Consider the following 12,968-nt stretch of genomic DNA (forward strand, 5'->3'; position numbering starts at 1 on the left):
TTCTTGTCCCAACTCCCCTCACCCGTCATCCTCTGGTTTCGCCGGGATCTCCGTCTTGCCGACAATGCCGCCCTATCGGCAGCCGTGGAGGCCGGAGCTCCACTGATAGCAATTTTCATCCGTGAACCTTATCCTACGTCCGCCATGCCGCTCGGTGCGGCGCAGGCTTGGTGGCTGCATCATTCGCTAACGAAACTGCGGGAGGACCTGCGAAAGCGTGGGGCGGATCTCATGCTGGCCTCCGGGCCTGCGCAGGACATTCTTGGCGGTATCGCGCAGAAGGTTGGAGCCAGCACCATCTACTTCAACCGTTGCTATGAGCGCGACGAGATGGACCGGGAGATCGCCTGGGAGCTAAAGCAGCAAGGGGTCGTAGTAGAGGCTTTCCACGGCCAGCTTCTCCACGATCCCTCCACCGTGCGCACCGGGGCCGGGCGAGCGTTTCGGGTCTTCACGCCGTTCTGGAAGGCGCTGCAGGCCCTTGGCGAGCCGCGGGAGCCAATTGATGCGCCTAAATCGCTTTTGGGCTCCGCGATCTTGCCTGTGTCGGAGCGGCTTGAGGATTGGGAACTCCTGCCGCGCCAACCGGATTGGGCGGCAGCATTCAGCGACGTCTGGTGCCCCGGTGAAGCAGGCGCGCATGAGCGTCTGAACGACTTCATCGAAAGCGGTCTGCGGGATTACAAGGAGGGCCGTGATGCCCCTGCGCGTGATTGCACCTCGCGGCTCTCCCCTCACCTGACCCACGGCGAGATTACGCCGGCCCAGGCATGGCATGCTAGCAGAGGCCTGTCAGGGATAGACCCGGCACAGTTGGCCGATTTTCGTCGCGAGCTCGCCTGGCGCGACTTCAACTACAGCCTGCTGCTCGCCTTCCCCGAACTTGCTACCCGCAACTGGAACCAGAGCTTTGACAGCTTCCAGTGGTCCTTCGACGCGAAACAGTTTCGCGCCTGGACGAAAGGGCTCACCGGCTATCCCATTGTCGATGCCGGGATGCGCCAGCTCTGGCAGGAAGGCTACGTTCACAACCGCGTTCGGATGATCGTTGCATCCTTCCTGATCAAGGACCTGATGATCGATTGGCGCAAGGGAGAGGAATGGTTTCGCGACACATTGGTTGACGCCGATCCGGCCAACAATGCCGCCAGTTGGCAATGGGTTGCCGGATCCGGCGCAGACGCGTCCCCGTTCTTTCGCATCTTCAACCCGATCCTGCAGGGCGAAAAATTTGATCCGGACGGCGACTATGTCCGGCGGTACGTGCCACAACTCGCCAAACTCGACCGGAAGTATATCCACCGTCCCTTCGACGCGCCCGATGCGGTGCTGCAGAAAGCAGGAATCGTTCTCGGAGAGAGCTATCCGAAACCGATGGTGGATCATGCTGCGGCCCGGAACCGCGCGCTCTCGGCGTATCGATCAATCGGGTCAAGATTGCAGGAGGCGCTCCGCTAGGAGCAGGCCACCTGTTCAGCTAATCCTGTAGCGACAGGGAGAACTTCCATGACCTACACGATCAACCTTCTGGACGACAGCACCCGCCCAACGGCACCAAAGATAGAGAACGTGACACCGCAGCAGAGGCGTCACGGTCGACGTCTTGCCGCCATTCACGCCATACATCTTCGGCAGATATCGGGAGTCAGGAGGGTCCTTGGCGAGGTCGCGGAGGGAGTACGCGCGGTCGCAGACCTTCCCGGTGCTGTGAGTTCGCTTACAATGATCCAGAACATCCGCCTCTCCGGCAGTATATGCGGTGAAGAATGTCGGATGCTGACCTTCCACCATACCGCAGAAGATCAGTGGATTTTCCCGGCACTCAACGGCCACAATGATGGCCTGACGCGTGTGGTGGAGCGCCTGGCAGAAGAACATCTCATCATCCACGCGCTGATCGAAAGACTGGAAACCTCCGCTGCCGAGGTGATGGCCGCACCAACTCCCGTGAACTTCCACACGCTCAAGATCAGCTTCGATCAGCTCGAAGCCGTGGTGAGATCGCACTTCAACTATGAGCAGGAAGAGCTTGAAGAGGCGCTGGGTTTCTTCGACGTGGACCTGTAGCTTCGCCACAGGTCCAGAAACGCCATCAGACCAATCGGCTCTGCTCCAGCGCTGCCTCAATGAAGCTTGCGAAGAGTGGATGTGGGTCCAGCGGGCGGCTCTTCAATTCCGGATGGTACTGTACGCCGATGAACCAGGGATGGTCTGGGTACTCGATCGTTTCCGGCAACAGACCGTCTGGTGACATCCCGGAAAAGACAAGGCCGCAGCTTTCCAGCTTGTCCTTATACTCGACGTTTACCTCGTAGCGATGGCGGTGCCTTTCGGAGATCGCTGTCGAACCGTAGATCTCCGCGATCTTCGTTTCCTTCTTGAGCGAAGCATCATAGGCGCCGAGGCGCATGGTGCCGCCGAGGTCTCCGGACGCTGCCCGCTTCTCCAGCGCATTGCCCTTAACCCATTCTGTCATCAGGCCGACAACCGGCTCCTGCGCCGGACCGAACTCCGTTGAGGATGCGTTTTCGATGCCGGCGAGATTACGAGCCGCTTCCAGCACCGCCATCTGCATGCCAAAGCAGATACCGAAATAGGGAACCTTCCTCTCTCGAGCAAAGCGCGCCGCGTTGATTTTTCCCTGCGCCCCGCGTTCACCAAAACCGCCGGGGACGAGAATGCCGTGCACCTTTTCCAGATAAGGCGCCGGATCTTCCTTTTCGAAGATCTCGGATTCGATCCACTCCAGCCTCACCTTCACATGGTTGGCGATGCCGCCATGGTGCAGCGCCTCGATCAGTGACTTGTAGGCGTCTTTGAGGCCGGTGTACTTGCCCACGATGGCTATCGTGATCTCACCCTCGGGCGTGTGGATGCGATCGCAGACCTCTTCCCACGCCTGCAGTCGCGGCTTCGGCGCAGGTTCAATGCCGAATGCTGCCAGCACCTCGGAATCCAGCCCTTCCTTGTGATAGGCCATCGGCACATCGTAGATGTTCGCGACATCAAGCGCCTGGATCACGGCGGAAGGCCGTACGTTGCAAAATAGCGAGAGCTTGCGCCGTTCCGCCTCAGGGATCTCGCGGTCGGCTCGAACGAGAAGAATATCGGGTGCGATGCCGAGCGCCTGCAACTCCTTGACCGAATGCTGCGTCGGCTTGGTTTTCAGTTCTCCCGCGGCCGGAATATAGGGCATCAGCGTCAGGTGAAGGTAGACTGCGGAGCCCCGCGGCAATTCGTTGCCGAGCTGCCGGATGGCTTCGACGAAGGGCATCGCCTCGATGTCGCCGACGGTGCCGCCGATCTCGCAAATGACGAAGTCATAGTCTTCATTGCCCTCAACCACGAAGTCCTTGATCTCGTTGGTGACGTGCGGGATGACTTGGACGGTGGCGCCGAGATAGTCGCCGCGGCGTTCCTTGTCGATGATGTTCTTGTAGATGCGACCGGTAGTGATGTTGTCGGTTTTGGTGGCCGAACGCCCGGTAAAACGCTCGTAGTGGCCAAGGTCGAGGTCAGTTTCCGCGCCGTCGTCGGTGACGAAGACCTCGCCATGCTGCGTCGGGCTCATGGTGCCCGGATCCACGTTGAGGTAAGGGTCGAGCTTGCGAAGGCGAACCCGATAGCCACGGGCCTGCAACAACGCTCCGAGTGCAGCGGCCGCTATTCCTTTTCCGAGCGAAGAAACCACGCCGCCTGTGATGAATACATATCGCGCCATGGGATTCACCGAATACCTTTTCGTAATCGATTCCGCCAGTCCAAAATCTTCACTCAGTGAAGCTGTCCACGGGAATCCGAACAAAAGAAAACCGGCAGGCTTTTGGCCTGCCGGAGGATGTAACGTGGACCAGCGTTATTGGCCGGTCGGTACGCCTGTAGGAGCCGCGGGCGCAGCAGGGGCCGGTGCGTCCTGAGCGGGAGCCGAGGCTCCATTTTGGGTTGCGGGTGCTTCGCCGCCTGTCGGCACGCCGTCATTGGAGGGAGTGGGAGCTGGCGCCTCCGTCCCGGCTGGACCCAGCGCGTCGAGGATGCCATTCCCGCTGCCTTGCGTGGCCGGTATGCGATCCAAGATATCCGTCGGCTGCGATTCGTAACGCGCCAAGATGCCGAGTGTCATTGAGGTGACAAAGAAAAGCGTTGCAAGGATGGCCGTGGTGCGAGTCAAAGCATTGGCCGCGCCGCGTGCTGACATGAAGCCGGAGCCTCCGCCGACGCCCAATCCACCGCCTTCGGAGCGCTGGATCAGAACGACGCCCACCAAGGCGAGCACGATCATGAGGTGAATGACGATCAGAACGGTTTGCATGGCAAATTCCCTGCCCCGGCGAAGGGCAATAACGGTAAGGTTGGCGGCTCTTTACATGAGGCAGAGGCGCATTCCAAGCCCCGGGTGCCGGTTTACGTCATCAGCTCACGATAGACTTCGTAGATGGCAAGGAAATCGTCGGCTTTCAAGCTGGCTCCGCCAATCAGGGCACCGTCGACATTCTCCACGGCCATCAGGTCGCGCGCATTCGACGGTTTGACCGAGCCGCCATAGAGAATGCGCATTGCTTCTCCTTCGACGCCGAACCGGATCGCGAGCTCTCGACGCATGAAGGCGTGCGCTTCGGCGACATCGGCAACGCTGGGTGTCAGGCCCGTACCGATAGCCCAGACCGGCTCATATGCTACGACCGTGCGCTCCGCCCGTGCACCGTCAGGTATCGAAGCCTCGAGCTGCCGTTTCAGGACGTGAAGGGTGTCGCCTCGCCGGCGCTCTTCCTCTGTCTCTCCGACGCAGACGATGGCGGTCAGGTCTGCCGCGTGGGCCGCCTCCGCCTTTGCGCGAACAAGCGCATCGCTTTCGCCATGATCAGCCCGTCGCTCGGAATGGCCGACGATGACATGGGTGCCGAAGCAGTCGGCGATCATCTCCGCCGAGATGTCGCCGGTGTGGGCCCCACTCGCGCTTTGGTGGCAGTCCTGGGCACCGATGGCGAGCGGACTGTCGGTGCAAAGCGCAGTGGCAACGTAAAGGAGGGTCGCAGGCGGGCAGAGCAAGGCATCCACCTTCTCCGCCAGTTCGCCCTTCACCCCTTCGCTGATCGCCTTGATCTGGTCAAGGGATGAACGGGTGCCGTTCATCTTCCAGTTGCCCGCCACCAGCGGCCGCACGTCCGGACTCATCGCATTCTCCTTCCCTCAGGGCGCTTGCGCCCACATCTTGTTCTTGGCCTTGTTGTTCTAGCCCCGCAGTCAGGAAAAGCCACGGAAAATGGCGTTTGCCACAACAACTGTCATCCCGCCGTCAGCAGGAAGTTGATGAGCTTGCGCCAGTCGGTCATCCGGATCGGCGTACCGTGCCCGCCGGTGTTGAACACGGTCATCCGAACAGGATAGCCCGCCCCTTCCAGCTTGCGATAAATCGCTTTCTGAGCTTCGGCCGGATATACGCTATCTGCACTTCCGTGTGACAGATAGAGCGGCAGCCGGCGCTTGGCCGCAGGAGTGGTCAAGAACCCGGGATCCGGCGGTCCGCCCAGAACCGCAAGACCGCTGAGGTACTGGGCAGCCTCACGATGGCGCGCAATGTGGGAGCAAACCATTCCGCCCATGGAGGCACAGGCAAGCAAGACCGGCCGCCCCCTTGACTGCTCGAAGGCATGACGGATCAGGAGAGCCACCTGCTCTGCACCGCGCTCGTCGAAGGAGGTGACGCTTGGCGCATAGTAGGTTCCGCCGTTGAGCACAGCCAGGTTCTTCAGGCGATTGAAGTTGCCGCCGAAGCTGTAGTCATTGACCCCGAGCCGCCGGTCACCGCCGCGGCCATGAACGAAGATCACCGTGAACGCCGCATTCTGTTCTCGACCGACCCGCGCCACTTCGACTACACGCCCGCCGAGCTGCAGTGCTATGTTCTCCTGATAACGCCTGACGCCTGTCGAGACATAGCTCGATTTCACCCGCCGTTCCGGAACCTGGTCGCGTTCGTTGATGTCACGGAGTTCCTGGTAGTCGATCACCTCATAGGCACCGCCGTCACTGCTTTCCAAGACGGGGAAGCGGGAGAACAAGGCATCCTTGTATGGCTTGAGCGGCGCTTCCTGTGCCAGGGAGGGAGCGCTGGAGAAGGCCATCAGTGCGACAGCAAAAGCTGTGGCAAATGCGAAATGAACTGTGGACATGGCCCTCTCCGGCTGCCTCATCACACCATGGGACCTTGCCATCCGGCGACAGGCACCCCATTGCTGCCTGAGCACCGTTTCCCTGCCGCATCGCGAAAAAGCCAGCTTTCTGGCAGAATTGCCGGTGATTCGAAACAGCGTGAGATGGCGATGGCATCACCCTCAGCCCCTCGACAGGTAGTACAGACTGACCCGATGGATGACAACAACGACCTTTTCGCCGACCTGCCGACAGCCACGCCCGTAGCGCTGGAAGACGACAAGGGACCGGATGTGGCCCCGCCGCGGGCAGCTCAGTCGTCGCGTCCGGCAGCGTCTGTGGATGATTACGGTGCCTCTTCGATCCGCGTCCTCGAAGGCCTCGAGCCAGTCCGTATGCGTCCCGGCATGTATATCGGCGGGACGGACGAAAAGGCGCTGCACCACCTGTTTGCAGAAGTCATCGACAACTCGATGGACGAAGCCGTTGCAGGCCATGCCAACTTCATTGAGGTCCATCTGGATGCTGAGGGGTTTTTGACCGTCTCGGACAACGGCCGCGGCATTCCGGTGGAAAACCACCCGCAGGTCCCTGGCAAGTCCACCCTCGAAGTCATCATGACCAAACTGCATGCCGGCGGCAAGTTTGACGGCAAGGCTTACGAGACTTCGGGTGGTTTGCACGGCGTCGGCGTATCGGTAGTCAACGCGCTGTCCGATCTCCTCGAGGTCGAGGTTGCCCGCGACCGCAAACTCTATCGCCAACGCTTCTCGCGCGGTGTTCCGCAAGGCGGACTGGAGGAACTGGGACCGGTCCATAACCGTCGCGGCACCCGTGTCCGATTTCACCCTGATCCGCAGATATTTGGCGACCATGCCCGATTCGACGCCGGCCGCATCTTCCGCATGGCACGGTCCAAAGCCTATCTTTTTGGTGGCGTTGAGATCCGCTGGTCGTGCGACCCGGGAGTCGTCGCAGCTGGCGGGGAAATTCCGGAGAAGGCCGTCTTCCATTTTCCGGGCGGGCTGAAGGACTATCTGTCGGCGACGCTTGGCAAAGACTTCACGGTCACCCGTGAAATTTTTGCCGGCCGCACGGAGAAGACCGGCGGCCATGGCGCGATGGAATGGGCCATCACCTGGTATGGCGGCGACCCGCAGATCCATTCCTACTGCAACACCATCCCCACGCCAGAAGGTGGAACTCACGAGGCGGGCCTGCGGATCGCGCTTCTCAAGGGGCTGAAGAACTACGCCGAGCTCACCCAGAACAAGCGCGCCGCGCAGATCACCACCGATGACGTGATGATCTCGGCCGTCGGCATGCTCTCGGTCTTCATTCGTGAACCGGAATTTGTCGGGCAGACGAAGGACAAGTTGGCAACGGTCGAGGCGCAACGCATTGTCGAGAATGCGCTTCGGGATCCCTTCGATCACTACTTGGCTGGCAATCCCGCAGAAGCAGCAAAGCTGCTCGACTGGGTGATCGAACGGGCCGAGGAGCGTCTTCGCCGTCGAAAGGAAAAGGAAGTCAATCGAAAAACGGCGGTTCGCAAGCTGCGCCTCCCCGGCAAGCTGGCGGATTGTTCCCAGAGCACGGCCGACGGCGCAGAGTTGTTCATCGTCGAGGGGGATTCGGCCGGCGGCTCTGCAAAGCAGGGACGCAATCGGGCCAACCAAGCCATCCTGCCGCTACGCGGCAAGATCCTCAACGTCGGCAGCGCCAGCCGCGAGAAGCTGTCCGCCAACCAGCAGATCGCCGATCTCATCCAGGCGCTCGGGTGCGGAACGCGGACGAAATACCGTGAGGAGGATCTCCGGTACGAACGCGTGATCATCATGACCGACGCCGATGTCGACGGTGCGCACATCGCCTCGTTGCTGATCACCTTCTTTTATCAGGAGATGCCGGAATTGATCCGCGGCAACCATCTCTATCTTGCCGTCCCGCCCCTCTACGTCATTCGGCAGGGTGCAAAGACTGTTTATGCACGCGACGACGCGCACCGGGCCGAGCTGATGGAAACGGTCTTCAAGGGCAAGAAGGTCGAGATCGGCCGGTTCAAAGGTCTAGGCGAGATGATGCCTGCTCAGCTCAAGGAGACCACCATGGATCCCGCCAAGCGTACCCTATTGCGCGTGGCGATCGACGAGGTTGACTTCGAGGGCACCCGGGAAGCGGTTGACAACTTGATGGGCACCAAGCCTGAAGCCCGCTTCCGGTTCATCCAGGAACGTGCAGCCTTCGCCGACAACCTTGATATCTGAGTTCGTTTGGCGCGAATGGTCGCAAATCAATTCTGCGCCGTTCCTCCAAGAACGCGCTTGATCGTGCGGATGAGCATCGACGCTTCATAAGGCTTGCGCAGCACCGGTACATCGATGCTGTCCGGTATGGTGGCGCGGTCGCTGTAGCCTGTTGCGAAGACGAATGGGATGCTGCGCCGAAGCAATTCTTGCGCCAACGGAACTGAGGTGCCCGTGCCTAGGTTCACGTCCAGGATTGCAATATGCGGATTGAAGTGCTCCAGACTCCGCAATGCTTCCGTCACAGACGGACGCGTCGTCACATTCGTCAGGCCGTGTTCCGTCAGGATGGCCTCCACGTCGGCAGCGATCAGCATCTGATCTTCCACGAGCAGAAGCTCCACTTGCGAAAGGTCGGTCGTGTCCTGATCCCCCTCGTCGTGCGCGGGCTCGACCAGTTGCCTCTCCTCGTCCTCCCCACCTGATTGGATGTGCGCCGAAGGTATACAGAAATAGCCGTTCAGCCCGCTTTCGGCATACTCAATTCGACTCGTGCCTAAGAGCTCGTAGGAGACGCTGCGGCCAATGAGGACGCTGCCAAATCCACTTCGGACGGGTGCCGCCACCGGCGGACCACCACTCTCCTCCCACCAAATCTCGCAACCTCCCAGCTCAGCCCTGCTCCACCGGACGGTCAGGTTTCCGCCCGACCGGGAGAGACCGCCATACTTGGCGGCGTTTGTCGCCATTTCGTGCAATACGAGGGCCATCACTGAGAAGGATCGGGCGTCGAGCCAGACTGGAGGGCCGTGTAGGATGATCTTACGACCTGCTGCCTGATAGGGCAGCAATTCTGCGTGGAGAAGATCGCGCAGCATGCCGCCGTCGCCGCCCCTGACGATCTGATCGTGGGCCAGGGAAAGCGCCTGGACTCTTCCCTTCAGCGATTCGATGTAACTCGCAATATCTTGTCCAGGGTCCACTGGACTTCCGATCAGCGACTTGATGACGGACAGGATGTTCTTGACGCGATGGTTGAGCTCCTCGTTGAGCATCCTCTGGCGGACATCTGCCTTGCCGCGTTCATCCGCGATCAGTTCGTTGTGATGCAGGACGATTTCCACGAGGACGGCACGAATGGCATCTGCAACCTCAAGGTCGACGTCGGACCAGGGCTGCGCCTGATCCTGGACAGTCTCCTTCCAGACGGCAAAGCTCTTGCGCGGTGTCAACCGATCCCCCAGCGGGCCGCTCTCATAGTTTTTTTCTGGATTGCCGGCCCAATCCAGCGTCTGGACCACCTCGCGGCGGAAGAAGAACAGATAATCCCTTGACCTCTGCGATAGTGGAACTGCGATGACGCCGCAGGTGCCCTCGGAGAATGCACGGCTGTCCGGAAGATCCAGTGATAGCTGGTGCGTCTCCCATATCTTTCCGCCGGCTTTGTCCGCGAGGCGTTCTGCCAGGTCGGCGGCCCCTTCTCTGGAAGGTGCACTCCCCGCGGACGTCCAGACGCCTGAGAGCCAAAGCCCTACCCCATCTGACGGCAGCATTGCACCAAACTCATCAAGCGATGCACGCAGCAGTTCGCGGATGTCGGAGTGATGCGCGGCGGCCTGCAGGAAACGGTCAAGTGCACCACGGACCTCGCGGTTCTTCTCGGCGATCTCCTTCTGCTTCAGCGCACTGAGATGCAGCGAGAAGAACTCCCCGAAGGTTTCTGCCGCCACGCGTTGCGGCATCGAGAGCGCCTTTGGGGCGTAATGGTGACATGCGATCAACCCCCACAACTGGCCGTCGACGAGGATCGAGATCGACATGGACGCTGAGACACCCATGTTGCGAAGGTACTCGCAATGAATGGGGGAGACGCTGCGAAGATGTGCGTACGACAGATCCAGTGGCGTTTCCGTGTCATCGAGAGCAGGAATGATCGCCACACGCGGGTTGTCCGCGTCGGATATGACTCGGATGCTGTTCTTCAGGTACAAAATGCGCGCCTGCTGCGGAATATCACTTGCAGGAAAGTACTGGCCCCTGAAGCTCTCCAGATCGCGACGCTTGTGCTCGCTGATAACTTTTCCCGAACCGTCCTTGTCCAAACGGTAGATCATTACCCGGTCGTAGCCGAGCAGAGCATGGATGAGCCGGCTCGTCCGCTCGACCAGCTGGTCCACACTCTGGATATTCCGAATCCTGCTGATGAGCATGCGCGCCGCTTCGAGCGGCTGGTCGACATCCCCTGAAACGGGCTCGAATTCTAGGATCGAGTTCGCGTTATAGGCGTGGATGGAGACGTCGAATCTGGCGCCCGAGGCAAGTATAACCTCGTGCCGGAGGGCTGGCCGCGCCGGATCCGAAGACGTCGCGATGGCGTTGCGAAGCGTATGCGCCACTTCCGGCCCCAACACTTCGTCCAGCCGGCGTCCGTTCAGGTCTTCCGGCAGGTTCAGCATCTGCGGCGCGTTGGCGGAGTGCCGGAGGACGGCAGAACCGGCAGCGTCGCAAGCGATGAGACAACCGTGGGGCTGGATGCTCCCGGGCAAATGAATCGGTTCGCGATCGCAGTTGGTCAGGTCGACGGCCTGTACTTCAGGCATGATTGATACCCTCGAAGGCGCGCTCAACCGCAACGAAGGTTGTCTCGGAAGCTGCGACCAACCGATCGAGATCAAGCTCAGGCGCACTTTCTAGAAGTTCCAAAACGCGCCTCCAGCGCTCAACGGAATCAGCTTGCGCGGAGAGATGACGGGCTCCGAACGTATCTGACAGGCCCAGCTTCTGTGCGCGGCGGAAGAGAATGCGCGCACCGAGGGAAGACCCCTCGACGACGTAAAGGGTTCCAAGCAAACTCTCCAGATCTGAACTCATCGGAGGCATTTGCGGCGCAATAGGAAGCGGCGGGGGATCCATCGCGAGATCCTCCATGTCGTTGCGCATGAGCTCCCTGAGCCCATCCGGATCCGCCCAGAGCGCGAATTGCTCTGGCCACCGCAAGCCAGTCATTGTGCCGTAGAGCGAATTGCGGAAGACATAGCTCCCGCGCAGGTAGCGTCGGTAGCCTTCGAGATCTTCGAATGATCCGACGGTCGCCTCGACCTTGGCGTGGGATGAAGAAGTACGATCCCGAACAAGGAACCGACGCGCAGAATATGTCATTGGGAGAATTCGGTATGTTTGAATTTCATCATAATTATCGCTTAGGTCATATAAGGCAAGGCAGTGACCGCGATTTTTAAGCGATCGGCGGCAAACTTGTGCTTTCTAACGGCAAGCGCCATATGCTGGCCACCAACGGAGTTGTGATCACGGTGAATGGATCTTCCAGGTCAAAAAACGCGCCTCGCTGGTTAGGCCCCGTGGCCCATAGCCGCGCTGCACTGATCCCCCCGATATCGGCCGCACGTTGGCTGCTTGTCCTGATCGTGATCGCCAGCATTTACTTTTTCCACGGCTTCGTCGTTCCGGTTCTGGCTGCACTCGTCATCGGATTTGCGAGTTGGCCGCTCTACCGCAGGATGCTGCGGAACATCGGCGGCAATACGACAATCGGGGCAACCCTCGCCATCATATTCATCATCGCCTTTCTGGTCGTCCCTATCGGTATTGCCATCTCCTACACAATCGGAGAGGTGCGCGATTGGGTGGGCTGGATCCTAGAGGTCAATCGCAACGGCGAAGCGGTACCCGCGTGGATCGCGGCGCTGCCGGGGGTGGGTGACTGGCTGACCCAGCAATGGGATCGCTATATCGGAGCCCCCGGAGCGGTCGGCGAGTTGATCCAGATTGTCAGCGGCGCAAATATCGGCAATATTTACCGGGCGGTGATTGCAGCCGGCGACGGCGCCTTCCATCTCCTCCTGACGCTGCTGTTCATGCTGATCGCACTGTTCTTCGTCTACCGCGACGGCGCCTCGTTTACGGGTCAAATCGACCTTCTCGGAGAGCGCATCCTGCCGACCCGCTGGGAGCGCATTTCGCGCGTCGTGCCGGCCACGATCAGCTCGACAGTGACAGGGATGACGTTGATCGCAATCGGCGAAGGCATCATTCTCGGCATTGCCTACTGGGTCGCTGGAGTTCCCTCACCCGTTACACTTGGCGTCCTCACCGGCGTGATGGCATTGATCCCGGGCGGCGCGCCCCTCTCTTTCACGCTCGTCTCGATCTATCTTGTTGCCAGTGGCTCGTATCTGGCCGGCGCGGGCCTCTTCATCTGGGGCTCCGTCGAACTTTTCATCGTCGACAAAACGATCCGGCCGCGGCTGGTTGGTGGGCCAATAAAGCTGCCCTTTCTGCCGACGTTCTTCGGGCTCGTCGGAGGGGTCAAGACCATGGGTTTCCTCGGCCTGTTCATCGGCCCCGTCCTGATGGCGCTGGTCGTCTCGATCTGGAGGGAATGGATCCGCGAGGTTAGGCTTGCAGATTCTACCGAAATTGCCTCGGCTGACCTTGCGACGGAGGAGCACGATCCGCCCTCCCCGGTCATCCGGAAAGCCACTTCTCCATGACGAGGCTCGACGGCTCGTCCCGTGCCTGATGGCGTCAAGTTGACCATCATCTGCGGCGAGG

At 60.3% G+C, this 12,968-nt stretch carries 10 protein-coding genes; 4 read left to right on the forward strand and 6 right to left on the reverse strand.

Annotation, left to right across the window (positions count from 1 at the left end; genetic code table 11):
* Nucleotides 1-3: 3 nt before the first annotated feature.
* On the forward strand, nt 4-1,458 hold the full coding sequence (locus LXM96_RS06885) for a cryptochrome/photolyase family protein (RefSeq protein ID WP_239997633.1): 1,455 nt from the start codon (nt 4-6) through the stop codon (nt 1,456-1,458).
* A 48-nt stretch (nt 1,459-1,506) separates the two neighbouring features.
* Complete coding sequence (locus tag LXM96_RS06890) at nt 1,507-2,067, forward strand: hemerythrin domain-containing protein (protein ID WP_239997634.1); 561 nt, start codon at nt 1,507-1,509, stop codon at nt 2,065-2,067.
* A gap of 25 nt (nt 2,068-2,092) precedes the next feature.
* Here the strand turns inward: LXM96_RS06890 and LXM96_RS06895 are convergent, their stop codons facing one another.
* The 4 genes from LXM96_RS06895 to LXM96_RS06910 form a co-directional block, all read right to left on the reverse strand.
* Complete coding sequence (locus LXM96_RS06895; RefSeq protein ID WP_239997635.1) at nt 2,093-3,721, reverse strand: CTP synthase; 1,629 nt, start codon at nt 3,719-3,721, stop codon at nt 2,093-2,095.
* A 135-nt stretch (nt 3,722-3,856) separates the two neighbouring features.
* Nucleotides 3,857-4,309 (reverse strand): preprotein translocase subunit SecG, encoded by a 453-nt coding sequence (secG, locus tag LXM96_RS06900; RefSeq protein WP_239997636.1) that lies wholly within the window; start codon nt 4,307-4,309, stop codon nt 3,857-3,859.
* A 92-nt stretch (nt 4,310-4,401) separates the two neighbouring features.
* Nucleotides 4,402-5,172, reverse strand: coding sequence for a triose-phosphate isomerase (gene tpiA, locus LXM96_RS06905; protein ID WP_239997637.1), 771 nt, complete (start codon nt 5,170-5,172; stop codon nt 4,402-4,404).
* 110 nt (nt 5,173-5,282) lie between these two features.
* Complete coding sequence (locus tag LXM96_RS06910) at nt 5,283-6,170, reverse strand: alpha/beta hydrolase (RefSeq protein WP_394801897.1); 888 nt, start codon at nt 6,168-6,170, stop codon at nt 5,283-5,285.
* A gap of 195 nt (nt 6,171-6,365) precedes the next feature.
* On the opposite strand from LXM96_RS06910, the gene parE reads away from it, so the two are divergent.
* Nucleotides 6,366-8,417 (forward strand): DNA topoisomerase IV subunit B, encoded by a 2,052-nt coding sequence (parE, locus tag LXM96_RS06915; RefSeq protein ID WP_239997804.1) that lies wholly within the window; start codon nt 6,366-6,368, stop codon nt 8,415-8,417.
* Nucleotides 8,418-8,443: 26 nt separating this feature from the next.
* On the opposite strand, the gene LXM96_RS06920 is transcribed toward parE, so the two are convergent.
* Nucleotides 8,444-10,996 carry an HWE histidine kinase domain-containing protein gene (locus tag LXM96_RS06920; protein WP_239997638.1) on the reverse strand — a complete coding sequence of 851 codons (2,553 nt, stop codon included), beginning with the start codon at nt 10,994-10,996 and terminating at the stop codon, nt 8,444-8,446.
* A complete protein-coding gene (locus LXM96_RS06925) occupies nt 10,989-11,555 on the reverse strand; it encodes a biliverdin-producing heme oxygenase (protein ID WP_239997639.1) in 567 nt (188 codons plus the stop codon). The genes LXM96_RS06920 and LXM96_RS06925 overlap by 8 nt, the downstream gene beginning before the upstream one ends.
* A gap of 122 nt (nt 11,556-11,677) precedes the next feature.
* Here LXM96_RS06925 and LXM96_RS06930 point away from each other — a divergent pair, with 122 nt between their 5' ends.
* Complete coding sequence (locus LXM96_RS06930) at nt 11,678-12,907, forward strand: AI-2E family transporter (protein WP_239997640.1); 1,230 nt, start codon at nt 11,678-11,680, stop codon at nt 12,905-12,907.
* Nucleotides 12,908-12,968 lie beyond the last annotated feature (61 nt).

The organism is Rhizobium halophilum, from assembly GCF_021648825.1.
In the GTDB taxonomy this organism is placed as follows: Bacteria; Pseudomonadota; Alphaproteobacteria; order Rhizobiales; family Rhizobiaceae; genus Neorhizobium; species Neorhizobium halophilum.